Annotated in this window: 13 protein-coding genes; 7 read left to right on the forward strand and 6 right to left on the reverse strand. The window is 57.9% G+C overall.

The window, feature by feature from the left end; genetic code table 11:
- Positions 1-6: 6 nt before the first annotated feature.
- The 3 genes from LNA76_RS08695 to LNA76_RS08705 are packed head-to-tail and all read right to left on the reverse strand — an operon-like array spanning position 7 to position 2,996.
- On the reverse strand, positions 7-1,140 hold the full coding sequence (locus LNA76_RS08695; RefSeq protein ID WP_230018873.1) for an ABC transporter substrate-binding protein: 1,134 nt from the start codon (positions 1,138-1,140) through the stop codon (positions 7-9).
- Between the two features lie 14 nt (positions 1,141-1,154).
- On the reverse strand, positions 1,155-1,940 hold the full coding sequence (locus LNA76_RS08700; protein ID WP_125277331.1) for an ABC transporter ATP-binding protein: 786 nt from the start codon (positions 1,938-1,940) through the stop codon (positions 1,155-1,157).
- Positions 1,941-1,943: 3 nt separating this feature from the next.
- Positions 1,944-2,996: a FecCD family ABC transporter permease gene (locus tag LNA76_RS08705; protein ID WP_094195385.1), complete on the reverse strand. Its 1,053-nt coding sequence runs from the start codon at positions 2,994-2,996 to the stop codon at positions 1,944-1,946.
- A 143-nt stretch (positions 2,997-3,139) separates the two neighbouring features.
- Between LNA76_RS08705 and LNA76_RS08710 the strand changes: the two genes are divergently transcribed.
- The 3 genes from LNA76_RS08710 (at position 3,140) to LNA76_RS08720 (ending at position 8,848) form a co-directional block, all read left to right on the forward strand.
- Entirely contained in the window at positions 3,140-3,895 is a 756-nt protein-coding gene (locus LNA76_RS08710; protein WP_230018874.1) for an alpha/beta hydrolase, read from the forward strand.
- Between the two features lie 386 nt (positions 3,896-4,281).
- Complete coding sequence (locus LNA76_RS08715) at positions 4,282-7,482, forward strand: SUV3 family DEAD/DEAH box RNA helicase (protein WP_230018875.1); 3,201 nt, start codon at positions 4,282-4,284, stop codon at positions 7,480-7,482.
- Positions 7,483-7,654: 172 nt separating this feature from the next.
- Positions 7,655-8,848 (forward strand): multidrug effflux MFS transporter, encoded by a 1,194-nt coding sequence (locus LNA76_RS08720; protein WP_094195387.1) that lies wholly within the window; start codon positions 7,655-7,657, stop codon positions 8,846-8,848.
- A gap of 6 nt (positions 8,849-8,854) precedes the next feature.
- Here LNA76_RS08720 and LNA76_RS08725 read toward each other — a convergent pair whose 3' ends face one another.
- Positions 8,855-9,424, reverse strand: coding sequence for a DMT family transporter (locus LNA76_RS08725; protein WP_125277333.1), 570 nt, complete (start codon positions 9,422-9,424; stop codon positions 8,855-8,857).
- A gap of 89 nt (positions 9,425-9,513) precedes the next feature.
- Here LNA76_RS08725 and LNA76_RS08730 point away from each other — a divergent pair, with 89 nt between their 5' ends.
- Together LNA76_RS08730 and LNA76_RS08735 are read left to right on the forward strand one after the other, a co-directional pair.
- A complete protein-coding gene (locus LNA76_RS08730; protein WP_230018876.1) occupies positions 9,514-10,410 on the forward strand; it encodes a LysR family transcriptional regulator in 897 nt (298 codons plus the stop codon).
- Between the two features lie 170 nt (positions 10,411-10,580).
- Positions 10,581-11,555, forward strand: a complete 975-nt coding sequence (locus LNA76_RS08735) for a FecR family protein (protein ID WP_230018878.1) — start codon at positions 10,581-10,583, stop codon at positions 11,553-11,555.
- A 34-nt stretch (positions 11,556-11,589) separates the two neighbouring features.
- On the opposite strand, the gene LNA76_RS08740 is transcribed toward LNA76_RS08735, so the two are convergent.
- Complete coding sequence (locus tag LNA76_RS08740; RefSeq protein WP_094195391.1) at positions 11,590-13,149, reverse strand: TerC family protein; 1,560 nt, start codon at positions 13,147-13,149, stop codon at positions 11,590-11,592.
- 71 nt (positions 13,150-13,220) lie between these two features.
- Entirely contained in the window at positions 13,221-13,571 is a 351-nt protein-coding gene (locus LNA76_RS08745) for a hypothetical protein (RefSeq protein ID WP_159063888.1), read from the reverse strand.
- Positions 13,572-13,832: 261 nt separating this feature from the next.
- On the opposite strand from LNA76_RS08745, the gene LNA76_RS08750 reads away from it, so the two are divergent.
- Together LNA76_RS08750 and LNA76_RS08755 are read left to right on the forward strand one after the other, a co-directional pair.
- Positions 13,833-14,570: a sterol desaturase family protein gene (locus tag LNA76_RS08750; RefSeq protein ID WP_230019177.1), complete on the forward strand. Its 738-nt coding sequence runs from the start codon at positions 13,833-13,835 to the stop codon at positions 14,568-14,570.
- Complete coding sequence (locus tag LNA76_RS08755; protein WP_094195393.1) at positions 14,567-15,481, forward strand: fatty acid desaturase; 915 nt, start codon at positions 14,567-14,569, stop codon at positions 15,479-15,481. The genes LNA76_RS08750 and LNA76_RS08755 overlap by 4 nt, the downstream gene beginning before the upstream one ends.

Genomic DNA, 15,481 nt, shown 5'->3' on the forward strand with positions numbered 1-15,481 from the left:
GAAGGCTTAGGAGGCGGGCTTCAGATCAATCATGTAGGTGCCTTCCATCGGCACGGTCAGGAAACGCTGATTCACTTCCTCTAGTGTTTTCAGGGCCGAGACACCTTCAAAACGATCCGGGTGAATCCAGCTTGCCAGTGCTTCGATAAAGATCATGTGCAAAGGCGAATCGTTAAAGGCGTGCCAGATACCGTGGCTATTGCCGCTGCGTACGGCAGGCAAGGCCTGCAGACGGTTGCCGTCAATAATGGCTTGCAGGCTTTTACGAGCCTGCTCTTTGCTGACGCCCGTGCCAATGGTCAGGCCACCGGAGGTCGTGCGCTTGCCTGCGCCTGTGCCGGTGGCCACATAGACCACCGGGGCACGGGAATGGATGTATTCAAAGTTCAGCTTGCCAGTGGCGCTTTTCAGGACATCGGCACCAATATTGTGGCCGCCTGCATAGGTGATCATGTCGTTGAAGGTGCCTGCGCCGGGCGAGTTGCAGCAGTCCGTGCTGCCAGCATGGGCATGGACAAAAACGGGCGGGTGATCTTCCTTGGGCAGATCAGCCAGTCGCTGGGCCACGCCTTGCATGTGTTCTTCGTAAAACTGGATGAAATCGTCGGTGCGTTCTTTTTCACCCACGGCGTAGCCCAATGCGCGCAGGCTGGGTACGGTGTTCTCCAGTGGATTGACAAAGAAGTCGATCACGATGACGGGCACTTTGGCGGCAGTAAGGCGCTGGATCAGCGCCGAGTCGCGTGTGTCCTGGCCGGGTGTCAGACCCGCAAAGGCGGCGGTCAGCACCACCAGATCCGGACGCAGAGCCAAGGCTTGCTCGACCGAAAAGGTATCTGCCGTATGGCGACCCACAATAGGGATATTGGCTAGTTGTGGGTAGCGCTTCAGGTAGGTGTTGTATTCGTTGGAGAAGGAGGTCTTGAATTCGTCCGACCAACCGGCAATCAGCGTGGCGGGTTCGGGGTGGACCAAAGCCAATACCGGAAAATGGCGCGCCTGGGTCAGCACAATACGTTTGGCCGGGCCGGGCAGGGTAACGGTACGACCCATGGCATCGGTAACTTCGATGGGCTGGGCTTGCACACCCAAAGGCAAGAGCAAGGTCAGCGACAACAGTAGGTGGCGCAGGATGTTCATGGGTTCTCCGAAGGTCACAGCACAGGCTCTTGCAGCCCGTCGATGATGATTTGCAAGGTGCCTTGTGAGCAGCTCTCCACGCGGGCACGTACGCCATAGGCCTGGGCCAGCGAGGTGGGGGTAATGACTTTGGACGGTTCCCCTTGCGCCAGCAGCCCACCGCCTTCAATCATCAGCGCATAGTCGCTATGGCGCAGGGCCACGTTCAGGTCATGCAGCACGATCAGGGTGATCAGATTATTGTCGTGGGTCTCCTGGGCCAGCAAATCCATGACGTGGAATTGATAGTTCAGGTCCAGGGCGGACAAGGGTTCATCGAGCAGCAGCAAAGTCGGCTTGCGAATCAAGGCTTGTGCCAGGCCCACCAGTTGCTTCTGGCCGCCTGAGAGCTGGTCCAGATAGTGCATGGACAGGTGTGCAATGCCCAGACGCTGTAGGATATGCATGATGTGCTCATGGTCCACATCACGGGCATGCCCGCCGGGGGCTGAGGCATTGGCCGCCACCAGCACGGATTCAAATACCCGCAGGTGGACCGATGCCGGTAGGGACTGGGGCAGGTACACCACTTTTTGGGCACGCTGCTCGAAGCTGATGCCGCTCAGCTCCTGACCGTCCAGCAAGATCTTGCCGGTGGTGGGCTTGAGCAACCCTGCCAGGGACTTGAGCAGAGTGGATTTGCCGCTGCCGTTGGGGCCCAGCAAAGCCACCAACTGACCGGGCTGCAAAGGCTCGATGGTCAGCTTGGACAGGATTTCGCGTTTGCCGTAAGACAGGCTCAGATCGTGGACTTCAAGCATGGTTCACTTTATTTGGCGGCGCAGCACAACGCCCAGGAAGAAGGGCACACCCACCAGCGAGGTGACAATGCCGACCGGGATGATGATGCCCGGCACAATGTTTTTTGAGGCAATCGAGGCCAGCGACAGAATCACCCCCCCGACCAGCGCACTGCCGGGCAGGTAGAAACGGTGATCTTCACCAAATAGACGGCGGGCAATATGCGGGGCAATCAGGCCCACAAAGCCGATGGTGCCCACAAAGGAAACGGCCAGCGCGGCCAGCAAGCTGATGCGCAGCAGGGACACCAGACGCAGGCGCGAGACGTTGATACCAAAGCTGGTGGCGCGGTCTTCACCCAGACGCAAAGCGGTCAGCTTCCAGGTATCACGCAGGGACAGCGGCAGGATCAGCGCAAACACCGCCAGCATGATACCGACCTTGCCCCAGGACGAGCGTGACAGGCTACCCATGGTCCAGAACACCAGCCCCTGCAGGGCCTCGGCGCTGGCCACAAACTGCACCAGCGAGACCAACGCGTTAAAGGAGAACACCAGTGCAATGCCAAACAGCACCAGGTTGGCGGTGCTCATGGCGCCCCAGCGGGCCACTGCATCGAGCAAAAAGGCGGACAGCAAGGCAAAAATAAAGGCGTTGGCGGCAATGGTCCAGGCTTGCGGAATGCCAGGAATCGACAAGTCCAGCACAATGGCCAAGGACGCGCCAAAGGCCGCCGCCGAGGAAATCCCCAAGGTAAAGGGGCTGGCCAGCGGGTTATTCAGGATGGTCTGCATTTCCGCGCCGGACAGCCCCAGCGCTAAACCAATGGCCATGGCCATCAGGGCGTAAGGCAGGCGGATTTCCCAGACGATGACGCGGGTGGTTGGGTCGGACTGTTCCGGATAGAACAGAGCGTGGCTTAGCTCACCCAAGCTAAGGCCCGACGGCCCCAACATGAAGTCGGCCACAATCGAGGCCAAAATCACAAGGACCAGCGCACCTACCAGGAGCCAGCGACGTCTGAGGATATGTTGATAGTCGGCCAGGGCAGGGGCCGGAACAGCGGATGTGGACATTAAGAGTCTGAATGATAACCGTTTACATAGAAAGAAAGTATAGTTCATTGGCTAGGGTCTGTTAACACTAAAAGCAGCCCGCTTCGGGCCGGCTGTTTGTGCTTGTAGACCGATGCCTTTAACGTGCTGACCGCGATTCTTTTATGCCGCTTGAACACCTGGATTTTCTTTCCCCATTGGGCCGACAGTATCGTCTGACTTTGGCCTGGCCGGACACGCCAGCGCCTGCGGATGGCTGGCCATTGCTGTGTGTGCTTGATCTACCGCAATTTGATGCGGTGCTGGCCACCTGTGAAAAGCAGGCTCCACAAGCCTGTGCGGTGTTGGGGATCGGTTATGGCGGGCAGGTCTGGCGCGACCAGGACTTCACGCCCGCGCTAAATGGAGAAGCGGGCCACGCGCCGGATTTTCTGGCCATGATGCAAGACGTGTTCTTGCCTTGGGCCTACGCACAAGCGCCCTTGAATGTGCAACGGCGTTTGCTTGGCGGTCATTCCCTGGGAGGCCTGTTTGCCTTGCAACTGCTGTATCAGCAGCCGGAATTGTTCGATGCGCTGGTGGTGTCCAGCCCCTCGGTCTGGTGGGGGGAGGGCTATCTGGCTCGACTGCTTGCTCAACCCTTGCCCAAAGCCGCTTTGACGATGCCTGTGCAGTTCTCCGTTGGCGAGTTCGAGCAAAGCCTGGGCCCGGCAGAGAAAGCCATGCCCGAGGACAAGCGCGAGCTGCGTCGCTTGCGTTTGCAAGCGCGCCGCATGGTCGATGGCACACGCGAACTGGCGCAGGTTTTGGCGCAACAACAAGGTGGTGAACCGCGTTTTCGCATCGTGCCGGGCTGCAATCACAGTCAGTCCGGTTTGGTCGCCTTGCCGCAAGGCTGTCTGGAATGGTTGGCTGATTAGTGGTATCGCTGGCTTTGTTTAGATGTGTCGCTGTTTTGCTACCGCGCTAGGCGATGGGGCCGTCTCTGACGCCTTGGGCGACCTTTTATCCCGACTTGGTTGGACACGCCGCTGCGGTTGCGTCGAGGCTGACCGCGTATGTGCTTGGCTCTGAGCCATCCGATTCGGCTTTGGTTTACTTGTTCTGCCTGCGTTGACTCGCTTCCTTCTTGATCGTGTGCTGGGATGGCCCGGTTTCTTTTTGTCCACCAAGACGTTCAGCACGGTGATGGCATGTATCCTCTGACCGTACCGGAGCAGACCCGTATAATGCTGCTCATGCTGGCTTGAACCGGCTTTTCTGCCCTTCTCGTTCTCCTCTTCCCGTATTTTCAGGTCCCCGCCCTATGGCTGCGCGTTGCGCTTCGTCTGTTTCCGATTCCCCCGTCCCCACTCAAGCGGGTTTGCTGCTCCATCCCCAATGGCTGGATTATCCGCGTCTGGAGGGTGTGGCTCGTCAGGTCGCCAAAAAAGCGCGTTATCAGGACCGGGCAGGCATACGACGCCTGTGGCTGAAAGCCTGGCGCTTGCCGCAGGATGCCGCTTTTTTCAATCAGATCATTGCTGCTGAACTGGGTTTGAAGGATGCGGACCAGCGCCTGCAGTCCCAAGGGGTGCCTGAGGTCGTGATTCGTACCCTGCGTTTGCTCTATCAAATGAGTGCAGACAAGCTGGAGGCGGATGTGTATGAAACCTTGCGCGAGCAACTGCTTGAACAGCGCGGCCAATTGGCCGGAGCGATTGCTTCCCAGTCTTTACCTTTAAGCGAGAACTGGCCCGACGCCGAACGCGGTCCGCGCTTGCAGGCTTTGGTACAGGCCTGGCAGTCCTTGCCTTTGGCGCAAACCTATTTGTGGCAGTTACAGGCCGAACAGCGCGATCGCGATCAACGTGCCCAGCGCTGGGAGCAGGCTCAGAAAGAACGTGAGCAAGCCCGTCAAAAAGAACAAAACGACAAGCAGCGCAAGTTCGATCAAGCCCAGGCGCGGTTGACCGCCTGGCTGAAAGAGCAGGGTTGCGAGCCGCAGCGCATCACCCTGGAGGCCTTTGAGGGCCTGCAAGCCGGTGAACCTGCCCACTGGTTCATGACCGTGTATGGCCGCAATGCCAGTGCCGCTGTCTTGACTCAAGAGTTCAAGCTGGATGCCGAGCAGCAGGAGTTTCTGTTGCAGGCCCAAGCACAACGTCAGGAACGTCAGCGCGAGCAACGCCAGCAGCGTTGGGCCTGGGAGCAGGAGTGCATCGGTTCGGAAGAAACCATGGCCTTGCTGGGTATTACCCGTCAGGAATACGAGCTGTGGCTGGCTGATCGCCGCTTGCCCAGCACCAAGCTGGAAGTGCGTGGCGCAGCCGCTGGCGGGCGTGATCGTATTGCCCATCATCCGGATTTGCTGGTGGCCATTGACCAGAACCAGATTGAGCAATGGCGCGATCAGCACGCCAGCACCTTGAGCAATCGTGAACGTGTGCAGTATCAGCGCGCTGCTGACCGTGCTCGCACGCAATGGCGTCAGCAACAAGTGCTGAATCAGATCAAGACGCAAGAGGCATGCGATTACGACATTGATCCGGAAGATCCGCAGCGCCTGTGGTGGCACAAGGATTTGTGGCTGGCCGTGAATGTGTCCGTAGCGGGGGAGCGCCAGCACTGGCGTGCCAATGTGCGTATGCAGGCTGCCGTGCCTTTGCCACGTACCGGCTCGGAGCTGGACAGATTACCCGCCCGTGTCACGGTCTTGTTCAATACGGCGGCTCAAAACCGTCTGTCCCAGCGCTTGGAAGATTCGCTGGAGGCATTTTTGCAAACCCAGCGCCCCTTGATTGATGGCTCGTCCTTTCTGGAACTGGCCAAAGCCTTGCGCATGGCTCTGGAAGAGGGCATCGAGCAAAAGGAAATTGAAGCTGGAGATTTTGAGAAACGTCTGCTCAATGGCCCGGTGCGTCGCATTCTGGAAAGCGTGGAGCAGCAACGTGCCCAGGATTTGATGCGCCTGGGCGATTTCCCGGAAATGTTCAGCCTGGCCCGTGGCATCCGTCGCCATCTGGTGTTCCGTTTGGGGCCGACCAACTCGGGCAAGACGCACGAGGCCTTGGAGGCCCTGATGGAAGCCCGGTCCGGCGTGTATTTGGCGCCGTTGCGACTGCTGGCCATGGAAGTGCGCGACCGCTTGATGAATGCCGGTATCCCCTGCAATCTGGTGACGGGCGAAGAACGTGTGATGGTGCCCGGTGCCCAGCACACTGCCTGCACGGTCGAGATGATGGACCCCACGATGGAAGTACGCGTGGCCGTCCTGGACGAGATTCAAATGCTGCAAGACGAGCAACGTGGCTGGGCCTGGACGGCGGCCTTGGTCGGTGTGCCAGCCCGTACTCTGTTTGTCTGTGGTGACGCTTCGGTTTTGCGTCCGTGTGAGCGTCTGGTGCGCTCCATGCAAGAGACCATGGAGCTGGAGTTTACCGAACGCAAAACTCCGCTGGAAGTCATGCCTTATCCGGTAGACCCGCCGCGTGCGACGGGCAAGCAAGGGCGTCAGGAAGCGCCGTGGCGAGGTCGTAAAGACCGTCAACGCGAGGCTCAGGGCGTGTCCAAGGGCGATGCGGTGGTGGCCTTTACCCGTAAGGACGTATTGACGCTAAGCGCCCGTTACCGCGCCCAAGGCTGGAAAGTTGCCACGATTTACGGCGCGCTGGCTCCTGAAGTGCGCCGTACCGAGTCCGAACGCTTTTCCCAAGGCGAGGCCGATGTGCTGGTGGCGACCGATGCGATTGGCATGGGCTTGAACCTGCCGATTCGCCGCGTCTTGTTCTCGACGGTGCACAAGTTCGATGGCCGCTCCATGCGTGCCCTGAACGCAACGGAAGTGCGCCAGATTGCCGGACGGGCAGGCCGCTACGGTCTGTACCCCAAAGGCTATGTGGGGGCGATGGACAAGCAGGACCTGAATCATATTCGCACCCAATTGCAGAGCGAAGCCCCCAGCGTGGATTTGCGCTTGCCTATTGCACCCAGCCCTGAGCACGTGCAGGCGCTGGCGTCTTTATTGGATAACAACAATATTGGCGCAGTGCTCCAATATTTTGCGCAAAAAGTGGCCTCTGACAGCCCCTTATTCCAGACAGCAGGCTTGAAAGACGCTATTGAACTGGGCTTTTGTGTAGACCGTCTGGCACCCAAGCTGGATCTGCGTGAGAAGTTCACCTTTGCGTGTGCGCCGGTGTCTGTGGATAAAGATACCGAGCTGGATTACTTCAAGCGTTGCCTGTCCGCCTATGTGGCACAACGCCCCATGGCCTTGCCACCGGCTCCGTCCTGGCTGAAATCTGCCAGCCCCTCCCGTCTGGAAGATGCCGAATTGTTGAGCAAGCAGATCAGCCTTTATGCCTGGTTCAGCATGAAGTTCCCGCAAGTGTTTGACCAGGGTCCGTGGTTGCCGGAAGTGCGCTCTCAAGTCAGCCGCTTTATTGAACGCAGCCTGCTGCATCAAAGCGGTTTTGGGCAGACCAGCCGCGAGGCTTATGGGACACCGTCGCCGGGCAGACGCTGAGTTGTCTTAGTCCTTACCGAGCGAGCGAGAGCAGAAACAGGCGGGCTTAATCCAGCTTATATCGTTTGATACACTACGCCTTGTGCGGATATGTCCGTACGGTCCGGTTAAGGGGTACCATGCCCCTATCCCTGCGCCAGTTCTGGCGCCCTCCTGTTTTCCAAAGCTATCTATGAATTACCGCAAGCTGACCTTGGTGTTGGCGGCGTTGGCGATGCTGGGGCCTTTTGCTACCGATGCCTATCTGCCGTCATTTCACCGCATCGGTGTTGAATTTTCCGTTGACCAGTCAATGGTTCAGCAGACCTTAAGTCTGTATCTGTTTGGTTTTGCCTTCATGAGCCTGTTCTGGGGCATGTTGTCCGACAGTTTCGGGCGGCGTCCCGTGATTCTGGCCTCCCTGATCCTGTTCTTGATCGGGTCCGTGGGCTCGGCGCTGGCCCCTAGCTTTTCTTGGCTGTTGTTCTTCCGTTTGATCCAGGGCTGTTCGGCTGGTGCGGGGCGGGTCGTCGGTCAGGCCCTGGCGCGCGACTGTGTACAAGGGGTGCAGGCCCAGCGCTTGTTTGCCCACATCACCATGGTGTTCAGTTTGGCGCCCGCTCTTGCTCCGGTAATGGGAGGCTATTTAAGCAGCTATTCGGGCTGGCGTTCCGTGTTCTGGATGCTGACGGTACTGAGCATCGGCCTGATTGCGCTGTGTTGGCGACAACTACCTGAAACCTTGCCTGTGGCATCGCGCCAGCCCTTGAAACTGTGGGTCATTTTGGCCAATTATGCACGCGCCTTGAGCAATGGCCGGTTTGTGCTGGCCATCTCGGCCATTGCGTTCGCTTTTGGTGGTTTTGCCTTGTACATTTCGTCAGCGGCCAGCTTTGTGATTGGTGTGCTGGGTCTGACAGAAACCGCCTTTGCCTGGCTGTTCCTGCCCTTTATTGGGGGTATGTTGGGCGGCTCCATTCTGAATGCTCGCTTTGCCGAAAAATTGGCCCCGGCACGCATGATTCGTCTGGGCTTGTCCATCATGCTGGCTGGTGCAACCTTTAACACCGTGTATAACCTGCTGTTCCAGGCTGAAGTGCCTTGGGCGGTGATGCCTATTTTTGTGTACGCCTTTGGCATGTCGATGGCCTTGCCAGGCATGACGGTGGTGACCTTGGGCACCTTCCCCACCATGCGCGGTCTGGCTTCCTCGGTACAAAGTGCCTGGCAAATGCTCTTGTTTGCCACTGTTTCTGGTGTAGTGGCTCCGCTGTTGTTCGACAGCGGCCTGTTGCTGGCCTTGGGCATGTTGTGTGCGGCTGCCTTGTCGGCCGGGTTCTGGTGGGGCAGCCAGTTCCGCTCCAAATCGACCAAGGCTTGCACCTAAGCGGGCTCAAGAGCGGGTGCTGCTTTTAGCGCCTGCACGGTGAGCAAGACTTGGATTGCCTTGCTGAGCGCCACTGTGATCCGCAGTGGCGCTTTCATTTTCAGCCGCTGCAGGCACGGATGGCGTAAACCATTGCACCAAGCCCATGCCGGCCAGAATCAGCAGCACGCCCACGATGCGTCCCATATGGACAGGGCGCGGGGTCAGGCCCATCAAGCCGTAGTGGTCGATCAGCATGGAGCTGAGCATTTGCCCGGCTACCACACAGACAATAAAGCTGGCCGCGCCCATGCGCGGCGTCAGAATCAGGGCGGCGCTGATGTAAATCACCCCGCCAATACCACCTGTCCATACCCACCAGGGGGCATGTGCCAGTTGTGCAGTCAGGGGAGCGGGGGCGCGCATCAGCCAGATTGTTGGCAGCACCAGCGCCGCACTGATACAGAGTGAGACCAGTGTTGCCCAGAGCGGATGCCCCAGGACTTTACCCAGAACGGCATTGCTGGCGGCTTGAAACGGCACAGCCGATCCGGCAAAGACAGCCACCAACATACTGAATAAAACGGTACCCGGCATAAGCGCATCTCCCTAAGAATCAAAGCTCTATCTTGAGCTATTCGTAATTCTTATTGAAATTAATAGTGTGCACAGTCATTATTCGCTCTATGAATGAGCTACGCCGTATAGACTTGAATTTAATGCTGAGCCTGCATGCCTTGTTGACCGAACAGCATGTGACGCGGGCTGCCAGGCGTTTGCATAAAAGTCAGCCTGCCGTCAGTCATGCTTTGGCGCATCTGCGCCAAGTGTTCAACGATCCTTTGCTGATACGTCGGGGTTCCTGCTTGGAACCAACCGCGCTGGCCTTGCAATTGCAGCGCCCGCTGGAACAGGCTTTAGAGCAATTAAATGGTTTGCTGGATACGGGCGGTTTTGACCCGGCCAGCGAACAACGTGAATTCCGTCTTGCCATGTCGGATTACGGTGCACAAATCGTTTTGCCTCCCTTGATGCGCTGCCTACGGCAAGAAGCGCCGGGGATTCGCTTGGCGGTCAGCCAGGCCAGCCGGGAAGCCATGTTGGCGCAGTTGCACGATGGCGAGATTGATCTGGCCCTGGGGGTGTTTTCGGAAATCCCGGCCAGTCTGCAGGCGCAGACCTTGTTTGAGGAACACCTGATCTGTATTGCGGATCGGGCCAGCCTGGCTGAGGGGCAAGCGCCCGCTTTGGCAGAATGGTTACAGCGCCCGCATGTACTGCTGGCCATGCGTCCGGGAGGGGAAAGTGAAGTCGACAATGTCTTGAATCGACGCGGTCTTAAACGGCAAATCGTGTTGTCTTTGCCGCATTGGAGTGCTGCCGCTCAAGTACTGGCTGGCACGGACCTGATTTTGACAGTGTCCAGCCGCAGTGCCGAGCATCTGCGCGAGCAGGCCGAACTGGTGTTTTTCCAGCCGCCGCTGCCTATTCCCTCGGTATTGTTTCAGCAAGTCTGGCATAGCCGTCGCCATGCCGACCCGGGCCATGCCTGGCTGCGTCGGCAGATGATGCAGTGCTGTTAGCACTGGACTTTACCCTTTATGACTGCCTGTGGCTTGACGGTAGGGCCTGCAGTTTCCGACAATTTACGCTTGCCCTTGAAATTTAATTTTTATCCGTTTAAACGGATAGGCAAAACGTTTTGGATTGCGATTTTCAGTCCTTGTGTCGTGCTTTTTGAATTGATTTGTTGATGAACCCTGCTAATGCCGTGAATCTGGATGAAGACACCTTGCACAAGGAGGCACGAGCCTGGGTCAGCCGCCTGAAAACGTCCTCGCTGACCTCTCGTCAGGCTCGGGAGTTGCGTCGTTGGTGTGGGCGCAGCCCGTCTCATGCGGCCGCTTTCGCCCACGCGCGCGAAATGTGGGATGCCACACCTCAAGACCGTGAACAATGGCTGCGCGAGGCCAAGTTGATGAAAAAACGCGGTCATCAGCCTTTGCGCCGTGCCTTGCTGGGTGGTTTGCTAGTGGGGGGTGGACTGTATTTGCTCGCCAAACCCCCTCTGCAACTGTGGCCCTCCTTGGCCGATTTACGTGCTGACTATCGCACGGGTGCAGGCGAGCAGCGGCGCGTCCAACTGATGGACCATGTTTGGCTGGATATGAATACCCGCAGTCGTTTGAATGTCAGTGACGACCCGCATTTGGGCAGGGTTGTGGCTCTGCTGGACGGAGAGGTGGAGGTGCGTCAGTCCGAGCGGTCGGCCTCGGTAGCTACGGTGTTCGCTGGCGTAGGCTCCATTCAGACTTTTAATGGCCGTACCAATATTCGCTATCTGAATGGCCAAACTCAGGTGACCTGTTTGTCCGGCAGTGCGCAGGTGGACGTTGGCGGGCAAGGCTATCGTTTGGGGGCCGGAGAGCAGTTGGTGTATGGACGCCATGCCATCAGTTCGGTGCAGACGGTTGCAGCGGAGAACTTGCCGTCCTGGCGGCAGGGCCGATTGGCTTTTCATGAGCAGCCCTTGTCACAGGTGCTGGCTGAGCTGAACCGCTATTGGGCAGGACATTTGATTTTGCGAGACGCCACGTTGGGCTCTGTATTGGTCAGCTTTGCGGTCAGTCTGGATAACTTGCCCGAGGTGCTGGAGGTCTTGCAGCAGGTATACGGCGTACAGGTGATGTGTTTGCCGGGTGGAATTGCTCTTTTGAGCCGTGCCTGATTGAAAATGGCCCGCTGTGAAGCGGGCCATTTCTTTACTCTTGTGTCTGCGCGGGTGTTTGCAAACGGCTGACGTGTACCGTTGCAATACGACGCTGGCTGACTTCGGTGATCTCAAAGCGCAAGCCTTCGGCCTCAACAACGGTCCTTACCGTAGGTAGGGAGTCCAGACGCTCCAGCAAGAAGCCGGCTACGGAGTTGAAGTTGCTGTCTTTCAAGAGCAAATCGTCTGCCTCTACCGCCTGGGCCAGCAAGAGCAAGTCGGTGCTGCCGTCCACCTGCCACAGATTGGGGCCAATTTGCTGAATGGCGGGCTGTTCGTCCTCGTCGGGGAATTCACCGGCAATGGCCTCGAGAATGTCGATAGGGGTCAGCAGACCTTCAATTGCCCCGTACTCGTCAGTGACCAGCACGAACTGGCCATTGGACTGCTTGAGCATGGCAATCGCGCTAAGGACATCCGTGTGCTCGTGCACGATGATGGGTTCGCGCAAGTCTGGCCACACTTTCACCTCGGGGTAGTTGTCCAGATCGGCCAGCAAGTCCTTGGCGCGGGCCACACCCACTACCTGGTCCAGATCGCCCTGACACACCGGCAGGAAGCTGTGCGGAGTCGCGCGCAATTGCTGGCGCAAGGTGTCGGTGGAGTCCTCGATATTGAGCCAGGTAATTTCCTGGCGAGGAGTCATCAAGGAGCGGATCGGGCGTTCTGCCAGACTGAGCACACCGCTGACCATATTGCGTTCTTCGGTGCGGAAAGTCTGCTCATTGAGTTCCAGTTGGCCGTCACTACCGCCGTCGTCCTTGTCTTGATTCTTGCGGTTGCTGAGCATGCGCAGCACGGCTTCAGCCGTACGGTCTCGCAAAGGGCGGCGCGATTGTGAGCGCAGCAGGCTGCGGTGGGCAATCTGGTTGAAGAACTCGATCAGAATAGAAAAACCAATGGCCGCGTACAAATAGCCCTTGGGAATCTTGAAGCCCAGGCCTTCGGCGGTCAGTGTCAGACCAATCATCAGCAAAAAGCTCAGGCACAGTACCACCACGGTGGGATGGTTGTTCACGAAGGTGGTGAGCGGTTTGGAGGCCCAGATCATCAATGCGATGGAGATGATCACGGCCGTCATCATGACGGGCAGTTCGTCCACCATACCCACGGCGGTAATGACCGCATCCAGGGAGAACACGGCATCCAGGACCACAATTTGCGCCACGACCACACCAAAGCTGGCGTAAGCCTTATTGGTGCTGGCGTGGTGGCTGCCGCCTTCCAGGCGTTCGTGCAGTTCGCTGGTGGCTTTGAACAGCAGGAACAGACCGCCCAGCAGCAAGATCAGGTCCCGGCCTGAAAAGCTGAGTGGTCCGATAGAGAACAGCGGCGTAGTCAGGGTGACCAGCCAGGAGACGATGGTAAGCAGACCCAGGCGCATGATGAGCGCCAGAGACAGACCGATCAGGCGAGCACGGTCGCGCTGATGCGGAGGGAGCTTATCGGCCAGAATTGCGATAAAGATCAGGTTGTCGATGCCGAGAACAATCTCCAGCACCACCAACGTTAATAAGCCGACCCAGATGCTGGGATCGAGTAGCCATTCCATGATGTTGTCCTGTTAGACAGATAAATAAGTGCAAAAAAACAAAAGAGCAGTGCGCGCAGGCACCTCAGAGATCAGAGGCGCGGTGGGCGATGCTCGGGGGCGAATTCGCAGCAAATAGTGGGTAGGGAATAAGCTGGGCAAGCCGTCGGCCAGGCATGCAGCCAAAAAGACTGAACCGGATAAGGCAAAGGCGTGTCTGCATGATCGGCGTACTGTTGCATGGGCGTATGCGCCAGAATGGCGCTGAGCTGCTGCAAGGGATGATTCCCGGAGGAGACGCGATGTTCCACAGACTCGGCTGCATCGGATTCGTGTTGAACGAATAAAGCCGATTGACCACCTTGCACGGTTGCGTGGTAGTGGGAGCTGTAAGCCTGCAGGGGAAGGATAAGAAGTAAGACGACGACGAACCAGCGTCTCATAGTGTCTAAAGGAAGTCGGTGACGAGTCAGTATATCGTATGCGGGCAGGTTCAAGACAAGTGCCTGATCAAGTTCTGTGTCCCCGAAGGGCGCGTTCAGTCTATCAGGCTCTGGAGAAATCCCGTTATGATTAATCTGGGCTGGCGCACGGTGGTATCACAAGGGTGGGCAGTCCAAATGTGAGCAATTAGTAACCAAATTAACAAACGTAATCGTTCTGAGCGCGCTAGCATGAGCGCACTTTGTTACGTAGAGAGTGGAATGGGGCAGGCTTTTCAGGCCTTGAACGTCTGGCAGGTCATGGGCGTGGGCTTATTGTTTTTCGGCGGCATTTATTTGCTGTTCGCATTGGGCACTTTGGCGCTGACGCGTTGGCTTTGTCCTGCCTTGGGGTGGGGACGTCCCTTGGACACACGTCCTTTGCGCCCTGGGCAACTGTGCCGGGAACTGAAGCAATCCGGTACGGCCATTCTGATCTTCGGCACAGGCATGATTTTTCCCTGGGGCTTCTTGCAACTGGGCTGGGCGCATTTGACGCCCGATGCCAGCGCGACCCGTATTGCCCTGGAAATTCTGGCTCTGGTGATCTGGAACGATGTGCACTTCTGGATCAATCACCGCCTCCTGCATACCCGTTGGTTGCGCCGGTATCATGGCCCGCACCATTCTTCCGTTGTGGTGACGCCGTTCTCTACCTACAGTTTTCACCCGCTGGAGTCGCTCATGCTGGGCAATGTGATCTTGTTGCCCATGGTGGTGCATGATTTCAGTTTTTGGTCGCTCTTGTCCGTGCCTTTGTTCAGCCTGTTTTTCAACAGCATCGGCCACTCCAATTACGACTTTTTCCCCCATGTCTCCAGCCGCAACTGGCTGGCAGCCAGCCGTCGTCACCAGCGCCATCACGCGCAGTACAACGGCAATTATGGCTTTCAATTCAGCTTTATGGACCGCCTGTTTGGCACCCGCTTGCCCGATCGCCCCCAGGAGGCGCGCGGATGAGTGTTGCCTGGCGTTTGCGTCACCCGCGTGATTGGCAAAGCCTGTTGTACCTGATTGCCTACCCTGTGCTGGTGGTCGCGCTGTGGCGGGGCGGTTTCTCCTGGATGCTGTACGGCGTGCTGCTGTTTCTGACGCTGGGCATAGGCGTTATCAACCACAATCATCACCATTTGCGCATGTGGCGCGGCCGTCTCCCCAATCGCTTGACGGATTTCTGGCTGACTCTGGTACAAGGCCACCCCGCTTGCGTGTTCTGGCCTGCGCATGGACGCAACCACCATCGCTACAAGCATGGTGAAAAAGATGTGGCCCGCACCTACCGTTTCTGGCGGGGGGACACCAACGACACGTTGGGCTGGCTGATGCACCCCTTTGAGGCTGTGCCTGCGCTGTACCCCACGATTTTTAGCTGGCTGGGCAGCTTGCGCCGGCATTGGCCGGGCGTCTGGGCCTATTGCATGGCGCAGTATGGTGTGTGGCTGGCGAGCTGGACGCTGGCCTTGGCGCTGGACCCGTGGAAAGGTTTTTTGTACGTCATCGTGCCGCAGTTGCATGGTTTGCACTGGCTGCTGACCACCAATTATCTGCAGCATGCCCATGCTGACGGCAGTCATGAGGGTCGACATGGCGAACAGTTGGCCTATGCCCGCAATTTCGAGGGCCTGGTCAACCCCTTGCTCTTTAATATCGGCCTGCATGTGGCCCACCATGAACATCCGCGCACGCACTGGTCCGAGTTGACCGGGCTGCACGACACTGAATACCGAGCCCGCACCCCGGACGTCTTGAACGAAGGGGGACTGGTGCCTTATATGCTGCGTGTTTTTGTGCTGGGCCTGTTTGTGCCTCGCTACCGCAGCCAATCCTTGAACGCCGTGGACCAGACAGAGTGTCGGCGTGATTGCGTGTAA

The sequence above is a fragment of the Alcaligenes sp. MMA genome (assembly GCF_020907215.1).
GTDB classification, from domain to species: Bacteria; Pseudomonadota; Gammaproteobacteria; order Burkholderiales; family Burkholderiaceae_B; genus Alcaligenes; species Alcaligenes aquatilis.

What these genes read in the sequence shown, in the direction of transcription:
- LNA76_RS08695 (WP_230018873.1), bottom strand. Translation starts at nt 1,140, where the DNA reads ATGAACATCCTGCGCCACCTACTGTTGTCGCTGACCTTGCTCTTGCCT.
- LNA76_RS08700 (WP_125277331.1), bottom strand. Translation starts at nt 1,940, where the DNA reads ATGCTTGAAGTCCACGATCTGAGCCTGTCTTACGGCAAACGCGAAATC.
- LNA76_RS08705 (WP_094195385.1), bottom strand. Translation starts at nt 2,996, where the DNA reads ATGTCCACATCCGCTGTTCCGGCCCCTGCCCTGGCCGACTATCAACAT.
- LNA76_RS08710 (WP_230018874.1), top strand. Translation starts at nt 3,140, where the DNA reads ATGCCGCTTGAACACCTGGATTTTCTTTCCCCATTGGGCCGACAGTAT.
- LNA76_RS08715 (WP_230018875.1), top strand. Translation starts at nt 4,282, where the DNA reads ATGGCTGCGCGTTGCGCTTCGTCTGTTTCCGATTCCCCCGTCCCCACT.
- LNA76_RS08720 (WP_094195387.1), top strand. Translation starts at nt 7,655, where the DNA reads ATGAATTACCGCAAGCTGACCTTGGTGTTGGCGGCGTTGGCGATGCTG.
- LNA76_RS08725 (WP_125277333.1), bottom strand. Translation starts at nt 9,424, where the DNA reads ATGCCGGGTACCGTTTTATTCAGTATGTTGGTGGCTGTCTTTGCCGGA.
- LNA76_RS08730 (WP_230018876.1), top strand. Translation starts at nt 9,514, where the DNA reads ATGAATGAGCTACGCCGTATAGACTTGAATTTAATGCTGAGCCTGCAT.
- LNA76_RS08735 (WP_230018878.1), top strand. Translation starts at nt 10,581, where the DNA reads ATGAACCCTGCTAATGCCGTGAATCTGGATGAAGACACCTTGCACAAG.
- LNA76_RS08740 (WP_094195391.1), bottom strand. Translation starts at nt 13,149, where the DNA reads ATGGAATGGCTACTCGATCCCAGCATCTGGGTCGGCTTATTAACGTTG.
- LNA76_RS08745 (WP_159063888.1), bottom strand. Translation starts at nt 13,571, where the DNA reads ATGAGACGCTGGTTCGTCGTCGTCTTACTTCTTATCCTTCCCCTGCAG.
- LNA76_RS08750 (WP_230019177.1), top strand. Translation starts at nt 13,833, where the DNA reads ATGGGGCAGGCTTTTCAGGCCTTGAACGTCTGGCAGGTCATGGGCGTG.
- LNA76_RS08755 (WP_094195393.1), top strand. Translation starts at nt 14,567, where the DNA reads ATGAGTGTTGCCTGGCGTTTGCGTCACCCGCGTGATTGGCAAAGCCTG.